Consider the following 15438-nt stretch of genomic DNA (forward strand, 5'->3'; position numbering starts at 1 on the left):
TGTTTGGCTGCGATCACCGGGAGCGCGCGAGTAGTGGGCTACCCGAGTCGAATCCGGTGTCAGCCGGCGACGCGGTATCGCCGCTCCGGGCGGCCGGTACCGTACTGCAGCCGGATCTCCAGCAAGCCGGTGCCCAGGTAGTGCTCGAGGTAGCGTCGCGCGCTCACGCGTGAGATCCCAACCGTCTCGGCGCATTCGGCGGCCGACACCTCGCCGGCCGAGGCGAGCGTGTCGGAGCGCGCCGCGAATGCCTCGAGTTTCGTTCGCAGCTGGCCGAACTCGAATGGCTTGACCAGACGAAGCTCCCGGGCGGCGGTCAGCGCCTCGGTGCCGCTGCGCGCGACGGCGACCACGCGGAAGCCCGTCACATGAGTGACGACGTCCTGCGCGCGGCCCCGGACGATGCGGGTGGATCTCGGATGATCGTTGTTGGCTACAGCGCGGACCGGTTCGGTGCGGCCGCCGTCGAGCACGGTATCGCCGAGGCCAAGCTGCGGGACAGCAGCCTGCTGGTGATCAACGCCACCGAGGGGGAGTCCTACGTCGACCCCAGGTTCGCCGGATCGGGCCAGATCGTCGACCTCGAGACCCATCTCGCCGATGCTCATCGGTATCCGGAACCGCAACCCCGTCGGAAAGCTGTTGTTGGGCAGAATTTCTCAGAAACTGATCCTTGAATGCCCCAAACCCGTGCTCGCCGTCAAACCGCCCGAGGACTGAGACCGCTCTCAGCCGTCGATATGCGTCAGCGGATCGGCGAAGGTGTCGCCCGGGGGGTACTGCTGGCCGGGCCCCATCTGATTGCATTGCTTGACGGGTTCCAGGTGGGAACTGAACCCGTTGGGCACGTACTTGTACACGCCCACGCAGCGTTGCCAGGTGCCATCGGGCTGAATGGGTCCGTCGCACTTGCTGATCACCGGGCCGCCGTACTGGCAGCCGGCACTTGCGGGCGGTGCCGAGGCGATCACACCTCCCGACATCAGCATGAGCGCCAGTCCTCCGACGACGCAGAGCCTCATGATGTTCTCCCGTCACATCGCCGACCATCGACAGCCCCACGAGCAAGAACGAAGCTACCGCGTCAGCCGCGGGTTTGGGCCGGGTTGTCCCACGACGGGGGCCTCCGGTCAGCGGCTGACGATCTGGTCGGACCGCGCTGGCACCGCCGTGGTGGTGGTCGGCACGGTGAACACCGCCGCCACCGCAACGGCCGAGAGGAGCAGGCAGGCCGCGGCGTACCAGAGACTGCCCACCGGGTCCCCGTTGGCGGTGACGCCGTCGACGGCGCCGAAGTAGGCCGGCAGGGCGGCGGCCCAGAGGACCACCATCACCGCGAGGTACACCGCGCCATAGCCGGGCATCAGGCGGTTGGAGTAACCGGCGGCGGTCTCGCCGGCGCGCAACCGGCGCCACTGGGCCACCAGGACGGTCAGCGCCACCACGGCGACGATCACCAGGATCGCGGCGTAGACGATGCCCCCGACGCCCGTGCTCCCGGACACCGCGGTGGCCACGGTGGCCGGCAGCGGCAGCACGAAGGTGCCGATCGAGGCCAGCACGCCGGCCGCGACAGTGCGCCACAGCACCTGCCCGCCGGAGAAGTCGCGGTCCTTATCGACGTGCCGGCCGACCAGCAGCTGCACGAAGAACGCCAACGAGGTGGGCCACAGCGCGGCGAACACCACGACGCTGGGCAATGGGACCGAGTCGAAGAACGGCTTGTTCATCTCGTTGCCCAGAGTCCATTCCCACCAACGCAATTGCGGCCCCAGGTGGTCGAAGACCTCGTAGAAGCAGTGATGCACGAACCCGACGGCCACCGCGCCGATCGCGGTCCCGTAGCGCCGGAACACACCGAGGTTGCGGACGATCTCGAACGCGATGGTGGCCATCATCGGGTAGATCGCGACGATGTACAGCGGCAGTCGTCCCCAGAGGAACTGCACACTGAACACGTTGTGCGCGAACATGGTGTCCACGTGGGCGCCGATGCCGAACGCGGCGGGGAAGTACAGCGGCGGTTCGATGATCAGCAGGTAGGCGATCGCGCCGAACCACAGCACCAGATTGGTCGGGTCGTTGTGCCGCCGCCAGCGCGAGATCGCGTACACCAGTGCCAGGACCGCTCCGGCGATCACGGTGATCTCGAGGACGGGCAACGTCCAGTTCTCCAGTGCGAGCGGATTGCGGAACTGCACCAGCCCGCCCGCGGTGTCGCACGAGAACCCCAGGCGCTGCGCCAATCCGGCGAACGTGGGGGAGCACAGGTCAGACATTTGCGGCTGCTTTCGTGTACCAGAGGGTGCAGTCCGCACCGTCGTTGTAGCGATCGAACCATTCGCCGGCCAGTTGCGGAAGGTTCTCGTGTGCCGGGTCGTGGCCGGGGATCTGGCTGCGGACAACACCGGACAGTGCGGTCAGCATCTCCCGCTTGGGCAGGTGGCTGAAGGCGTTGCCGAACGGTCCGTCGTCGGGGGTGTTGGCGAACGGAAGTCGTTGCAGCAGAGCCTTTTTCCGGGCCTGCATGCCGAACATCGAGATGGCGTCGATCTTGCGCTCCGCGAGCGGGACGTGGGTGTTGAAGCCAGCGCACGCGGTCTGCAGCACGGCCCAGACATGCTTGAAGATCGAGGGCACCATGCGCATCCGGTACCACGGGTCGTCGACGATCGCGTCGTAGATGATCAGTGCCGAACTGCGGTGTTCGACCTCTTCGACGAAGTGCCAGAGGAAGAGCGACGCCACCCGGTCGTCGCCGGGGGCGAACAGGGTGTCGTCGTGGTCGAGCATCAGCTTGAACACCGGCGTGAAGGTGGCCTCGAGGTCGGCGGTGTAGGCCAGCCGGTACTTCAGCGGGGTGGTGGCGGTCATGTGGTCGAAGGCGCCGATGACCTCATCGAGGGTTTCCTTCAGTCCCGGGTAGCTCTTGATCAGGCCCTTGGCGTGCTGGCGGTGGGCCATCGAGTGCTGGCCCTCCTGGCGGACGAACGCGTCGGCCTCGTCGCGCACGGTGGGATCGGCGATCAACGGCATGGCCTCGGTGATCATGGCGCCGATCATCTTCTCGAAGGCAATTGCCAAGAAGGACACCGCATTTGCCATCGACGAGAACGCCGGGTTGTCCTCGTTCCACAGGAAGGGGACGGGATGGTCGGCGAACGCGAAGCGCATCTTGCGGATCTGCAGATCGGTCACGGTGGGCCACCTCGAAGTAATCATACATTGATGGGTATCGCTGTATGATTACAGGATGGCTGGCGGTCCGTCAACGAAAGGCACGCGTGTTACGGTCTGCGGCAATGGCACGCAAACGCCGTGGCTGGGGCGGTGACCCCCCGGCCGGTGACGACGAGGCCGCCGAGCGGATCGTGGCGGCGGCGGTCGAGTTGATCGCCCGAACCGGCGCCGCGATCACCATCGCCGACGTCGCCGAATCCCTCGGGATCATCCGTCAGACCGTCTACCGCTACTTCGCGACCGCCGATGACCTGATGCGCGCGGCGGGCATCGCTTCGGTGGACGGCTTCCTCGACGAACTGACCGAATGCGTTCATGGCATTCACGATCCGGCCGACGCGATGACCGAGGGCGTGCTGTTCACCCTCGACGCCGTGCAGCGGATCCCGCACCTGGCGGTGCTGTTGGCCCAGCCCAATTCCGGGGCGCACACCGGTGAGGTGGCCGGCGGACTGGCGCAGGACGTCGGAATGAAGATGATCGACCGCTTCGACGTCGATTGGGCCGCGTTCGGCTACGACGACGCGGCGTTGCGGGATCTGGTCGAGTTCACCCTGCGGACCATGTTGTCGTTCTTCGTGGCACCAAACGATCCCGCGCGCAGCCCGGCCGAACTGCGCCGGTTCATCCGGCGCTGGCTGGGCGCGGCGATCCTGTGTCAAGGCTGAGAGCGTTGACACATCGTTGCGAGAGGAAAAGGCCAATGGATCCCGTGATCATCGAATGTGCGATCAACGGTGTGACGTCGAAGGCGGCCAATCCCAATGTCCCCGTTGAGCCATCGGAGATTGCCGCTGACGCGATGGCCTGTATACAGGCCATCGCCTCGTGTGCGACGTCGGCCGAGGTTGTCTAGCCGCCGGTCGGATTCTGCTCGTCGACGAGGTCCGCCAGGACGAGTGCGACGCGTAACTCGAGGGTGCGCTTGTCCACCGATCGGTCCAACAGTTCCTCGGCCTGCCGGAGCCGGTAGCTCACGGTGTTCTCATGGATGCTGAGTCGTTTGGCGGTTCGGCCGCGGCTGCCGTGCTCATCGAGATAGGTCCGGACCGTGGCGGCGAGGCGACGGGTGGTGTCGTCGGGGGCCGCCAGTGCGCCCAACTCGCGCGCGACGAAATCCCGGGCATGGTCGAGGTTCGTGGTGGCCAGGGCGCGCAGCGAGATGTCGTTGTAGCGGGTGATGCTGCCCTCGCGGTGTGCCGCCAGCCGTGCGATGCGCTGCGCTTCGAGTGCCTCGACATGGCTCGGTCCGGTAATACGGACTTACACTGGGGGTGCTTGGAGCGTTGAGCTTCAGGAAGTGAGCCCGAGACCCGGCCGGACGACCGTGGCGCTCGGGCTTCGCGGTCATCCCCAGGACCTCAGCACTGGCGCGACGAGGTGGACTCCGTCCAGGAGCGATCAACAACTCGTGACTAGGACGATGCGCGAAGCCAGCTCGGCTGGGCTGGCCCGACGCAGCAAGCCATAGGCACAACTATATCGATCACGCTATAGTTGTGCCTATGGTTGATGTGGTGACCACCGGACAAGCCGCGCAGCTCCTCGGCGTCCACCCCTCACGGGTGCGTGCACTCGTCGCCTCCGGTGCACTGACGGCGACGCGGTCCGGCACGCGTTGGCTGATCGACGCCGACAGCCTGGACCGCCACGCCGATCTCGTGACGGCCGGGGCGACAGGACGTCCGTTCGCGTCGCACACGGCCTGGGCGGCCGCCGCGCTGTGCGACGGCATGGACGATCAGCTCAGAGCCGATGACCGCTACCGGCTACGGAACCGACTGGTGCACGCCGGCGGTGCTGGCGCCAACACGTGCGCGCAGATGCAGCGCTGGCTCTCCCGCCGCGCCACCTCGGTGCACCGCTACCGGATCGCCGACCGCGACCTAAAGGCCCTGCTGGTCACCGACGGAGTGATGGCCACCGGCATCAGCGCGGCCGACACCTATCGGCTCGGACTGGCCACCGGCGGGTCGGCCGACGCGTACGTCAGCGACGACACCCGGCGCGCGGTAGTCGATGAGTTCGTACTGATCGACTCCGAGCGCGGCAATCTCACCCTGCGCGTCACCGACGCCGACATCCACCAGGCAGCAGTAGCGCCGCGGTTGATCGCCGGCGTCGACCTGGCCGAGGGCACCGATGCCCGCACCCACGCGGTCGGCTGCGCCCTGATCGACCAGGCGCTCAGTAAATTGCGTCGGTGATGGCCACGACACCGGCGGGCGTCGGGGATAGGAACGCTGTCGTGTTGGCGGCGATCGCCGCGATCACCGGACAGACCATCGAAGCTGCGACCGAAATGTTCAGCACCATAACCGAATCCGCACCTAACTCCGGCGCGGCCAGCGCTCAGGACATCAGCGCGACGGTCGACCGGGTGTGCACCCGCATCGGGCTCGCGCCCGCACTCACCCGCGATGAGCGCGACCATCACATCCGCGCGCTGCGCGCCCTGACCTCTGCAGCAGCGGCCACGCTGACTGAGTTGAACGCCTGGAATCAGATCTTGCGCAGCGCCCCGGAAAGCGTTCCCACCCTTGACCGCGATCCGGTCGTGCTCGCACCGATGCCCGACCACCAGGAGGCGATGTGGACCACACTGCTCGACTTCGAGGAGATCGGTCCGCCGCCATGGGTGTTGGTTGGCGGCCAGATGACCGCACTGCACCTGGCTGAACACGGAATCGTCGTGCGCCTCAGCGCGTTAGCCGACATCCCACCAGGCCCAGCGCCAAGCCGGCCACGACAACTGACCGAACTCAGGACAGATCCAGGCTCACTTCAAGGCCCACAGTTTGGTCCTACGACGCCATGAGCATGACAGCCAGATCCGACAGCCGGCAGGCCTGGCGCACTCGCCCGGGCGAGTGCCGACACGGGGCAGCATGCAGTTAGTTGTGGGGGTTCATGTCGGAGTAGCTGAATTTCGGCAAACATAAAAAATCCCCTCCGATGCAGTTCGGAAGGGATTATAGGAGGTATGTGGCTAACCTAATTGTGTCCGAGGGGGGACTTGAACCCCCACGCCCGTTAATAGGGCACTAGCACCTCAAGCTAGCGCGTCTGCCATTCCGCCACTCGGACCTGTCCAGCCACCGGTGCTGGGCAGCTAAGGCTAACGGATCGGGGTCCCCGCACCCAAACCCGGTCGGCGCCCGGATGGTAGGAAAGGGACGTGACTTCCGTGGAGGCCGTCGACGAGGTCGTCGACCTGACCAGCACCCTCATCCGGTTCGATACGTCGAACACCGGAGAGCTGGAAACCACCAAGGGTGAGGCCGACTGCGCGCACTGGGTTTCCCAGCAGCTCGAAGAGGTGGGGTACCAGACCGTCTACGTGGAGTCCGGTGCGCCGGGGCGCGGCAATGTGTTCGCGACCCTGCCCGGCGCCGACAGCTCCCGCGGGAAGCTGTTGGTGCACGGCCACCTCGATGTCGTCCCCGCGGAGGCCGCCGACTGGAGCGTGCACCCGTTCTCCGGCGCGGTCGAGAACGGCTATGTGTGGGGCCGCGGGGCGATCGACATGAAGAACATGGTCGGGATGATGATCGCCGTCGCCCGCCAGTTCAAACGGGACGGTACGGTGCCGCCGCGCGACCTGGTGTTCGCGTTCGTCGCCGACGAGGAGGCCGGCGGCAAGTACGGCTGCAAGTGGCTGGTGGACAACCGGCCCGACCTGTTCGAGGGCGTCACCGAGGCCGTCGGCGAGGTCGGCGGCTTCTCCCTGACCGTGCCGCACAAAGACGGCGGCGACAAACGGCTCTATCTCATCGAGACGGCCGAGAAGGGCATGTTGTGGATGCGGCTGACGGCGCGCCGCCGGCCCGGTCACGGTTCGTTCGTGCACGACGACAACGCGGTCACCGCGGTGGCCGAGGCCGTCGCGAAGCTGGGGCGCCACCAGTTCCCGATCGTGCTGCACGACGCCGTCGCCGAGTTCCTCGGTGTGGTCGCCGAGGAGACGGGCCACAGCTTCGACGCGGATTCGCCCGATCTCGAGGGCAGCGTCGCCAAGCTCGGGTCCATCGGCCGCATCATCGGCGCCACCCTGCGCGACACCGCCAACCCGACGATGCTGCGCGCCGGCTACAAGGCCAATGTCATACCGGCCACCGCCGAGGCGGTGCTGGACTGCCGGGTGCTGCCGGGGCGGCAGGACGCGTTCGAGCGCGAGGTGGACGAGATCATCGGCCCCGACATCGTCCGCGAATGGATCACCGAATTACCCTCGTACGAAACAAGTTTCGATGGCGATCTGGTCGAGGCCATGAACGCCGCCCTGCTGGCCGTCGACCCGGACGCGCGAACCGTGCCCTACATGCTGGCGGCCGGTACCGACGCGAAGCACTTCGCGCGGCTGGGGATCCGGTGTTTCGGATTCATCCCGCTGCGACTGCCGCCTGACCTCGATTTCGCCGCCCTGTTCCACGGCATCGACGAGCGGGTGCCCGTCGATTCGCTGCTCTTCGGAACCCAGGTACTCGACCATTTCCTGAAGCACTGCTAACCCGAAAGGACAACCCGCACATGGCTTTTCCGTATGATCCGTATTCCTTCCTGCCCGAGCTGCCGAGCTTCACCCTGACCTCGAAGTCCTTCGCCGACGGGCAGCCGCTGGACAACGCTCAGGTCAGCGGCATCTTCGGCGCTGGGGGAGAGGACGTTTCGCCCCAGCTGAGCTGGTCGGGTTTCCCGGAGGAGACCCGCAGCTTCGCGGTCACCGTCTACGACCCCGATGCACCCACGGCGTCGGGCTTCTGGCACTGGGCGGTGGCCAACCTGCCCGCCACGGTCACCGATCTGCCCGCCGGCATCGGCGACGGCAGCCTGCTGCCCGGCGAGGCCCTCACGCTGGTGAACGACGCCGGGCTGCGCCGCTTCCTGGGCGCCGCACCGCCGGCCGGCCACGGCCCGCACCGCTACATCGTCGCCGTCCATGCGGTCGGCGTGGAGAAGCTGGAACTCACCGAGGACGCCTCGCCGGCGTTCCTGGGTTTCAACCTGTTCATGAATGCGATCGCCCGCGCCACCATCCACGGCACCTACGAACAGAAGTAGCCCGCCCCTCATCGCCGAGCGTCCGCTCTTGTACAGCTGCAGCGGCGTGTCGCTGTACAGACGCGGACGCTCGGGCGAAAGGGGAAAAGGGAGTGGCGCTCAGGGCTTGGCGAAGCCGGCCTTGCCCAGCACCTTCTGGCCGAATTCACCGGTCACCAGGTCGACGAACTTGTGTGCCAGCTCCGCGTTCTTGCTCTGCTTCAGTACCGCGATCGGATAGGTGTTGACGGCGCCGGCGGATTCCGGGAAGTCGACGGTGGCCACCTTGTCGCCGGCGCCGGCCGCATCGGTGACGTAGACGACACCGGCGTCGGCCTGCCCAGAGGTGACCTTGTTCAGGACGTCGGTCACCGACGTCTCCTCGCTGACCGGGGCCAGCTTTACCTTCGTGGCTTCTTCGACCTTCTGGGTGGCGCCACCGCAGGGCACCGGCGGAGCGCAGACGACGACGTTCAGGCCGGGCTGGGCCAGATCATGAAATGACTTGATGCCCTTGGGATTTCCGGGCGCGGTCACGATGGTCAGCGTGTTGGTCGCGAAGTTCACCGGATCGCCGGCGAGCAGCCCGGCGGTCGCCGCCTTGTCCATGTTGCGGGTGTCGGCCGAGGCGAACACGTCGGCCGGGGCGCCCTGGGTCAGTTGGGTGACCAGATCGGCGGACCCCGCGAAGGAGAAGTCCACCGTGGAGCCCGGGTTATCGGTCTTGAACTGCTCGCCGATCTCGGTGAACGTCGACTTCAGCGACGCCGCCGCGAACACCGTCAGGTGCCCGCCCGCTGCGGTGGAACCGGTGGTGGTCGACGCGGTCTGATCGGACGATCCGCATCCGGCGATCAATACCACCGATGCGGTGGCGGCGACGAGCACGCTCCAGTTCTTCATTGGGTTCCCTTCGGGGTTTCGACGATGACGGTGGTGGCCTTGACGACGGCGACGGCGATGCTGCCCGGTTCGAGCCCGAGTTCCCGGACCGCCTCGGTGCTCATGAGCGAGACGACGGCGAACGGGCCGCACTGCAAGTGGACTTGCGACATCACCGGATCGCTCTTGACCTCGGTCACCAGGCCGACGAACCGGTTGCGGGCCGAACTACCGATGGTCAGCGGATCCCTCGGGCCGGTGCCGCTGTGTACGTCACGGGCGAACCGCGCCAACTGCGCACCGTCGACGACCTTGCGGCCCGCGGCATCCTGCTCGGCGGTCAGCGTTCCGTCGTCGATCCAGCGACGCACCGTGTCGTCGCTGACTCCGAGCAACTCGGCGGCCTGCCGGATCCGGATCTTGGTCACCGGAAGAGAATATCCGCATCTGCGGCGGAATCCATCGGATAGGTCAGCTCTTGCGGGCTGAACCCACCGCCTCGGTCAGGGAGGTGAAGCCGCCGTCGTGCAGTCGCTGCGCGATGCCGTCGTGAATGTGCTTGGCCCACAGGCCGCCGCCGTAGATGAAGCCGGTGTAGCCCTGCAGCAGCGTCGCGCCCGACAGGATGCGCTCCCAGGCGTCGTCGGCGGTCTCGATGCCGCCCACGCTGATCAGTACCTGTCGGTCGCCCACCCGGGCATGCAGCCGGCGCAGGATCTCGAGGGACCGCCGGGCCACCGGAGGGCCGGACACGCCGCCGGATCCCAGCGCGTCGACACCGGGTGTACGCAGTCCGGCCCGCGAGATGGTGGTGTTGGTCGCCACGATGCCCGCGAGGCCCAATTCCATTGCCAGGTCGGCGATCTCGTCGACGTCGGAGTCGCTGAGATCGGGGGCGATCTTCACCAGCACCGGGGTGGAGGTTTCGGCCAGGACGCCGGCCAGGATCGGCCGCAGCGATTCGACCGCCTGAAGATCGCGCAGGCCCGGGGTGTTCGGTGAACTGACGTTGACCACGAGATAGGCGGCCAGCGGTCCGAGTAGCCGGGCGCTGGCGCGGTAGTCGTCCACCGCATCCTCGGGTGCGGTGACCTTGGTCTTGCCGATGTTCACCCCGATCGGGACACCGCCGGTGTGCCGGGTCAGCCGCAGGGCCAGTTCGCCGGCGCCGTGATTGTTGAAGCCCATCCGGTTGAGCAGCGCACGGTCCTCGGCCAGCCGGAACAACCGGGGCTGCGGGTTGCCGGGCTGCGCCTGAGCGGTGACGGTCCCGATCTCGGCGTAGCCGAAACCGAGCGCACCCCAGGTGTCGAGGCCGTGACCGTCCTTGTCGAAACCGGCGGCCAGGCCCAGCGGGCCCGGGAAGCGGACCCCGAACACCGTGGTGGCCAGCGCCGGATCGGGCGCCAGCAGGTGTTCGGCGCGCCGGCGCAGCACCGGCGGGCGGGTGGCGGCGCGCAGTCCGGCGAACACCAGCGTGTGGATGCGTTCCGGTGGCACCAGGAACAGCGCGCGGCGCAGGGCCGCGTACGGGCCGGAGTCAGTCATCACAGCTCCGGAAGGTCGCCCGCGTGCGGGTTCGGGACGCGAATCTTCTTGCGGCGCAGCAATACCCGGCGTGTTCCGTCGGTGTACAGCCGGACCCGGGTGAGTTCCCAGCCGCGGTACTCGGCTTCGATGGAGAGCCGGGTGGACGCTGTGATGCGGGTGACGTCCGGCGGCAGGCGCAACGGCACCCACTCGTATTCGTCGGACAGATCGACATCCCAGCCGCGCACCCTCACCCCGGCCCGCCTGCCTTCTGGATGATCTGGAGGCCGGCACCCGAACCCGACACCACGTACAACGCGCCCGACGTGTCGTCGTAGGCGAGGATGTTCGGCTGCTGCACGGTCGGGTATCGCACCTTCTCGACGGGGATTCCGGTCGACAGATCGTAACCAATGACGGCGTTCGACGCGGTTTGTGACACCCAGGCCAGCCGTGGCGATCCGCTGACCCCGAAGGGCGCCCCGTGGACCGGGTAGCGCTGGCGCAGCATCAGCGGATCGGTGCCGAATACCAGCAGTTCCTCGCCACGGGTGTCGGCCACCAGGACCCGGCCCGCGTCGTCGGCCGCCATGGTGGTGGCGCCCTCGCCGGCCCGCAGTGCCTGCTGGAGCTGGCCCTCGGTGCCGATGGCCGTCACCGACGTCTGGCCACGGTCGAGCACCACGGCCGTATCACCTTGTACGACAATGGAATCCACCCGGGTGAACTTCTTGTCCCGGTGCGCGACGGCGGTCGGTGACGACAGGATATAGACCGAACCGTCGGCGCTGCCGAGGACCAGGTGCCCGTTCGGGAACCGCCCGATCGCGGTGAATTCGGTCTGGCCCGCACCGTCGACGTCGACGCGCTGCGCCGTGCCGGCCACCAGGTCGACCGTGATGTACCCGCCACGCGTCGGTGCCAGCGCCCGTCCGGCGCCGTCGGCAACGAGGGTGGCGGCCGGTGCGGGCAGCGCAATCGTGCGGGCCGCCGCGCGATCACGGCCGAGAACGGTTACGACGGCGCCGGCCAGCACGGCCAGACCGCCGGGCCCGGGATCGGCCACCGCGGCCACCGGTTGCCCGCCGAGTTTGCGCACCTCGCCGGCCGGTGGTGTGTTCGGCGCCGGCGCGACGGCCGCCGAGGCGGGCCCCAGCGGTGCCGACGCGGTTTCGGTTTGTTTCGAGGCGCACCCGGTCAGCGCCAGGACCGCCGCGCATACGACGCCGGCAAGGCGGTGAACTGCGGTGATGCTCACGCGTGGCATGGCTGCACTCCGGATTCGTCGGTGGAACGCCGATTGTAGGGAATCGTCGGATGCGAAAATTCTGCGCGTCCGCCCGCGGACTCACATAACCCGAGGTATGTTTGCTTCCATGTCGCTGACAGCGGACCGCGGGGTAGCCGATTGTGAGTTCATCCTCGAAGACCTGATCGCCGGCATCCACGCCAGTGGATACGGCCAGCTCGACGGCGGCCGGAGCTTCTCCTTCCACGTCGAGCAGGACACGCTGGTCACCGAGATCTACCGACCGCGCCTGACCGGGCCCGTTCCCCATGCCGAGGACGTCGTTGCCGTGGCCCGGCGCAGCGTGCGTGACATCGACGTGAGCGACGAGCGCAGCCTGGCCGCCGCGGTTCGCGACGCGGTCGACTCCGCGGTGCCGGTGTCCCGCTGAGCTCAATTCGCTTCGGCAACCCGCTCTTTCACGGCCCTCGAAGCGAATTCTCAGGCACCCCTCGGTACGTTCTTCGGTGTGGATAGCGCTGCGGAGCTGGCAAACACCATGGTTGCCCCGATGTCCTGGCTGCAGGTGGTCGTACTGTCCCTGATCCAGGGGCTCACGGAGTTCCTGCCGGTGTCGTCGTCCGGACACCTGGCCATCGCGTCCCGGCTGTTCTTCGCCGACGACGCCGGCGCGTCGTTCACCGCCGTCTCGCAGCTGGGCACCGAACTGGCGGTGCTGGTGTACTTCGCCAGGGACATCTGGCGCATCGTGCGGGCCTGGTTCGCCGGGGTGACCGGCAAGAGTAGTCGGGACAACACCGATTACCGAATGGGCTGGCTGGTGATCATCGGCTCGGTCCCGATCATGGTGTTCGGCCTGCTGTTCAAGGACGTCATTCGCACCGGGGTCCGCAACCTGTGGGTGGTGGCCACCGCGCTCGTGGTGTTCTCCCTGGTCATCGCCGCGGCCGAGTATTTCGGCCGGCAGACCCGGCACGCCGAGAACCTGACCTGGCGCGACGGTCTGACCGTCGGCCTGGCCCAGTGCCTGGCCCTGGTGCCGGGGGTGTCGCGGTCGGGCGCGACCATCAGCGCGGGCCTGTTCCTGGGGATGGATCGCGAGCTGGCCGCCCGGTTCGGCTTCCTGCTGGCCATCCCCGCGGTGTTCGCCTCGGGCCTGTTCTCGCTGCCCGACGCGTTCGCCCCGGTCAGCGAGGGGATGAGCGCGACCGGCTGGCAGCTGCTGGTTTCCGTCGTCATCGCGTTCGTGGTCGGATTCGCCGCGATCGCGTGGTTCCTGAAGTTCCTGATCAGCCACAGCATGTACTGGTTCGTGGGATACCGCATCGCGGCGGGCCTGACCGTGCTGGTGCTGCTGGCCACCAGCGTCCTGCCGGCCATCTGACCATGACCGTCATTCTGCTGCGGCACGGGCGCTCGACGGCGAACACGGCGCACACGCTGGCCGGGCGCTCCGAGGGAGTCGACCTGGACGACAAGGGGTTGGCGCAGGCCCGCTCGGTGGTCGACCGTATCGGCGACCTGCCGGTGCGGGCACTGGTCACCTCGCCGCTGCTGCGTTGCCAGCGCACCCTCGAGCCGCTGGCCGACCGGCTGGGGCTGCAGCCCGTGCTGGAGGACCGGCTGGCCGAGGTCGACTACGGCGACTGGACCGGGCGCAAGCTCGCCGAACTGGTGTCCGAACCGCTGTGGCAGGTGGTGCAGCAGCATCCCAGCGCCGCGGTCTTCCCCGGCGGTGAGGGCCTGGCCGACGTCCAGGCCCGCGCCGTTTCAGCCGTGCGAGAACACGATCGCCGGCTGGCGGACGAGAACGGCGGCGGTGATGTGCTCTGGGTGGCGTGCACCCACGGCGACGTCATCAAGTCCGTCGTCGCCGACGCGTTGGGCACTCATCTGGACGCCTTCCAGCGGATCACCGCGGATCCCGCGTCCATGAGCGTCATCCGTTACACGCCCGTGCGGCCCTTCGTGGTCCATGTCAACCACACCGGCGACCGGCTCGCCGGAGCCCTCTCGGCGCCCCCGGCGCAGCCGTCCGGGGACGGCACCGTCGGAGGTTCAACCGGCTGAACGGCGACTCCTACCGGTATTTTGGAAAGGTCATGGCCCGCGCAATCCACGTCTTCCGCACACCCGACCGATTCGTGGCCGGGACCGTCGGGCAACCCGGAGACCGGACCTTCTACCTGCAGGCGGTGCACGACGCCCGGGTGGTTTCGGTGGTTCTGGAGAAGCAACAGGTTGCCGTGCTGGCCGAGCGCATTGGCGCGCTGCTGGTCGAGGTCAACCGCCGGTTCGGGACGCCGCTGCCGCCGGAGACCGACGACGCCGGCGATCTGAGCCCGCTGATCACCCCGGTGGACGCCGAATTCCGGGTCGGCACGATGGGGCTGGGCTGGGACTCCGAGGCGCAGACCGTGGTGGTGGAACTCCTGGCCGTCACCGAGAACGAGTTCGACGCATCGGTGGTACTCGACGACGCCGAGGAGGGCCCCGACGCGGTCCGGGTCTTCCTGACGCCGGAGTCCGCGCGGCAGTTCGCCAACCGCTCGGCGCGGGTGATCTCCGCCGGCCGCCCGCCGTGCCCGTTGTGCGACGAACCCCTGGACCCGGCCGGCCATATCTGCGTGCGCACCAACGGTTATCGCCGGGCCGCGCTCGGGTCGGACGAACCAGACGACCAATGACGCCGCCGAATGAGTCCGGCGGTTCCGTGGATCTGCTGCTCGATGGTGAGTTGACCATCCTGGGCCGGATCCGCTCGGCCAGCAACGCCACCTTCCTGTGCGAGGCCGCGACCCCCGACGCCGAGGGCGCCGCCGTCCACTGTGTCTACAAGCCGGTCGCCGGTGAGCAGCCGCTGTGGGACTTTCCCGACGGAACCCTGGCCGGCCGGGAGTACGCCACCTACCTGATCTCCGCGGCGTTGGGCTGGAACATCGTGCCGCGCACCATCATTCGCGACGGTCCCGCCGGACCGGGCATGCTCCAGCTGTGGGTCGACCAACCGGACGACGACGCCACGGATCTGGTGGACCTGTGCCCGGCCGGGCGCGTGCCGGCGGGCTATCTGGCGGTTCTGCAGGCCTACGACTACGCCGGCGACGAGGTGTCGCTGATCCACGCCGACGATCCCGCGCTGCGCCGGATGGCGGTGTTCGACGTGCTGGTGAACAACGCCGACCGCAAGGGCGGGCATGTGCTGCGCGGCCTGGACGGCGGCGTCTTCGGCGTGGATCACGGCCTGTGCCTGCATACCGAGGACAAGTTGCGCACCGTGCTGTGGGGCTGGGCCGGCAAGCCCGTCGACGACGAGACCCTGGCCGCGGTCCGGGGACTGGCCGCGGCGCTGGACGGTGAACTCGGCGCGCAACTCGCCGAACATGTCACGGTGCGGGAGGTGCGGGCCCTGTGCGGGCGGGCGCGGGAACTGCTCGGCGATCCGGTGATGCCCGGACCGGACCGCCGCCGGCCGATTCCGTGGCCGGCGTTCTGAG

Annotated in this window: 21 protein-coding genes, 1 tRNA gene and 1 pseudogene; 12 read left to right on the forward strand and 11 right to left on the reverse strand. The window is 68.0% G+C overall.

From position 1 onward, the window contains the following. Window positions 1–59 precede the first annotated feature (59 nt). Window positions 60–404 (reverse strand): hypothetical protein, encoded by a 345-nt coding sequence (locus U0R18_RS00570; RefSeq protein WP_526367331.1) that lies wholly within the window; start codon window positions 402–404, stop codon window positions 60–62. Window positions 405–419: 15 nt separating this feature from the next. Between U0R18_RS00570 and U0R18_RS00575 the strand changes: the two are divergent. Then, window positions 420–720: pseudogene (locus U0R18_RS00575) on the forward strand (putative universal stress family protein). An 8-nt stretch (window positions 721–728) separates the two neighbouring features. Here the strand turns inward: U0R18_RS00575 and U0R18_RS00580 are convergent. The 3 genes from U0R18_RS00580 to U0R18_RS00590 form a co-directional block, all read right to left on the reverse strand. After that, on the reverse strand, window positions 729–1022 hold the full coding sequence (locus U0R18_RS00580; protein WP_526364896.1) for a CDGP domain-containing protein: 294 nt from the start codon (window positions 1020–1022) through the stop codon (window positions 729–731). 108 nt (window positions 1023–1130) lie between these two features. Beyond that, window positions 1131–2279, reverse strand: coding sequence for a hypothetical protein (locus U0R18_RS00585; RefSeq protein ID WP_526364898.1), 1149 nt, complete (start codon window positions 2277–2279; stop codon window positions 1131–1133). After that, window positions 2272–3198, reverse strand: coding sequence for a metal-dependent hydrolase (locus U0R18_RS00590; RefSeq protein ID WP_526364900.1), 927 nt, complete (start codon window positions 3196–3198; stop codon window positions 2272–2274). Before U0R18_RS00590 ends, U0R18_RS00585 begins: the two co-directional genes overlap by 8 nt. Window positions 3199–3302: 104 nt before the next feature. Between U0R18_RS00590 and U0R18_RS00595 the strand changes: the two genes are divergently transcribed. Both U0R18_RS00595 and U0R18_RS00600 read left to right on the forward strand, forming a co-directional pair. Then, on the forward strand, window positions 3303–3908 hold the full coding sequence (locus U0R18_RS00595; RefSeq protein WP_526364902.1) for a TetR/AcrR family transcriptional regulator: 606 nt from the start codon (window positions 3303–3305) through the stop codon (window positions 3906–3908). Window positions 3909–3943: 35 nt separating this feature from the next. Beyond that, window positions 3944–4096, forward strand: coding sequence for a 3-keto-5-aminohexanoate cleavage protein (locus U0R18_RS00600; protein WP_526364904.1), 153 nt, complete (start codon window positions 3944–3946; stop codon window positions 4094–4096). Here the strand turns inward: U0R18_RS00600 and U0R18_RS00605 are convergent. Next, complete coding sequence (locus tag U0R18_RS00605) at window positions 4093–4341, reverse strand: helix-turn-helix domain-containing protein (protein WP_526364906.1); 249 nt, start codon at window positions 4339–4341, stop codon at window positions 4093–4095. The genes U0R18_RS00600 and U0R18_RS00605 overlap by 4 nt on opposite strands. A gap of 416 nt (window positions 4342–4757) precedes the next feature. Between U0R18_RS00605 and U0R18_RS00610 the strand changes: the two genes are divergently transcribed. Both U0R18_RS00610 and U0R18_RS00615 read left to right on the forward strand, forming a co-directional pair. Beyond that, a complete protein-coding gene (locus U0R18_RS00610; protein WP_526364908.1) occupies window positions 4758–5447 on the forward strand; it encodes an excisionase family DNA-binding protein in 690 nt (229 codons plus the stop codon). Window positions 5448–5488: 41 nt separating this feature from the next. Next, the gene (locus U0R18_RS00615) at window positions 5489–6058 is read left to right on the forward strand and encodes a hypothetical protein (protein ID WP_526364910.1); all 570 of its coding nucleotides are present in this window, start codon (window positions 5489–5491) and stop codon (window positions 6056–6058) included. Between the two features lie 183 nt (window positions 6059–6241). On the opposite strand, the gene U0R18_RS00620 is transcribed toward U0R18_RS00615, so the two are convergent. Then, window positions 6242–6327 (reverse strand) — tRNA-Leu (locus U0R18_RS00620). A gap of 91 nt (window positions 6328–6418) precedes the next feature. On the opposite strand from U0R18_RS00620, the gene U0R18_RS00625 reads away from it, so the two are divergent. Both U0R18_RS00625 and U0R18_RS00630 read left to right on the forward strand, forming a co-directional pair. Beyond that, a complete protein-coding gene (locus U0R18_RS00625) occupies window positions 6419–7750 on the forward strand; it encodes a M20/M25/M40 family metallo-hydrolase (RefSeq protein ID WP_526364912.1) in 1332 nt (443 codons plus the stop codon). A 20-nt stretch (window positions 7751–7770) separates the two neighbouring features. Further along, window positions 7771–8301, forward strand: coding sequence for a YbhB/YbcL family Raf kinase inhibitor-like protein (locus U0R18_RS00630; protein WP_526364914.1), 531 nt, complete (start codon window positions 7771–7773; stop codon window positions 8299–8301). Between the two features lie 99 nt (window positions 8302–8400). Here the strand turns inward: U0R18_RS00630 and modA are convergent, their stop codons facing one another. The 5 genes from modA to U0R18_RS00655 are packed head-to-tail and all read right to left on the reverse strand — an operon-like array spanning window position 8401 to window position 11959. Next, the gene (gene modA, locus U0R18_RS00635) at window positions 8401–9183 is read right to left on the reverse strand and encodes a molybdate ABC transporter substrate-binding protein (protein WP_526364916.1); all 783 of its coding nucleotides are present in this window, start codon (window positions 9181–9183) and stop codon (window positions 8401–8403) included. Beyond that, window positions 9180–9590 carry a TOBE domain-containing protein gene (locus tag U0R18_RS00640; protein WP_526364918.1) on the reverse strand — a complete coding sequence of 137 codons (411 nt, stop codon included), beginning with the start codon at window positions 9588–9590 and terminating at the stop codon, window positions 9180–9182. Before U0R18_RS00640 ends, modA begins: the two co-directional genes overlap by 4 nt. A 43-nt stretch (window positions 9591–9633) precedes the next feature. Next, entirely contained in the window at window positions 9634–10710 is a 1077-nt protein-coding gene (locus U0R18_RS00645) for a quinone-dependent dihydroorotate dehydrogenase (protein ID WP_526364920.1), read from the reverse strand. Beyond that, window positions 10710–10946 carry a DUF5703 family protein gene (locus tag U0R18_RS00650; protein ID WP_526364922.1) on the reverse strand — a complete coding sequence of 79 codons (237 nt, stop codon included), beginning with the start codon at window positions 10944–10946 and terminating at the stop codon, window positions 10710–10712. The genes U0R18_RS00645 and U0R18_RS00650 overlap by 1 nt, the downstream gene beginning before the upstream one ends. After that, window positions 10943–11959, reverse strand: a complete 1017-nt coding sequence (locus U0R18_RS00655; protein ID WP_526364924.1) for a YncE family protein — start codon at window positions 11957–11959, stop codon at window positions 10943–10945. The genes U0R18_RS00650 and U0R18_RS00655 overlap by 4 nt, the downstream gene beginning before the upstream one ends. Window positions 11960–12068: 109 nt before the next feature. Here U0R18_RS00655 and U0R18_RS00660 point away from each other — a divergent pair, with 109 nt between their 5' ends. The 5 genes from U0R18_RS00660 to U0R18_RS00680 all read left to right on the forward strand — a co-directional run bounded on the left by U0R18_RS00660 (window position 12069) and on the right by U0R18_RS00680 (window position 15437). After that, window positions 12069–12371 carry a hypothetical protein gene (locus U0R18_RS00660; RefSeq protein WP_526364926.1) on the forward strand — a complete coding sequence of 101 codons (303 nt, stop codon included), beginning with the start codon at window positions 12069–12071 and terminating at the stop codon, window positions 12369–12371. A 120-nt stretch (window positions 12372–12491) separates the two neighbouring features. Continuing rightward, a complete protein-coding gene (locus U0R18_RS00665) occupies window positions 12492–13325 on the forward strand; it encodes an undecaprenyl-diphosphate phosphatase (protein ID WP_526367333.1) in 834 nt (277 codons plus the stop codon). A 2-nt stretch (window positions 13326–13327) separates the two neighbouring features. Then, window positions 13328–14011: a histidine phosphatase family protein gene (locus U0R18_RS00670; RefSeq protein WP_526364928.1), complete on the forward strand. Its 684-nt coding sequence runs from the start codon at window positions 13328–13330 to the stop codon at window positions 14009–14011. A gap of 32 nt (window positions 14012–14043) precedes the next feature. Next, window positions 14044–14628 (forward strand): Rv2134c family protein, encoded by a 585-nt coding sequence (locus U0R18_RS00675; RefSeq protein WP_526364930.1) that lies wholly within the window; start codon window positions 14044–14046, stop codon window positions 14626–14628. After that, complete coding sequence (locus U0R18_RS00680) at window positions 14625–15437, forward strand: Rv2133c family protein (protein ID WP_526364932.1); 813 nt, start codon at window positions 14625–14627, stop codon at window positions 15435–15437. Before U0R18_RS00675 ends, U0R18_RS00680 begins: the two co-directional genes overlap by 4 nt. Window position 15438 lies beyond the last annotated feature (1 nt).

It is taken from the genome of Mycobacterium sp., from assembly GCF_046330795.1.
Lineage (GTDB): Bacteria > Actinomycetota > Actinomycetes > Mycobacteriales > Mycobacteriaceae > Mycobacterium.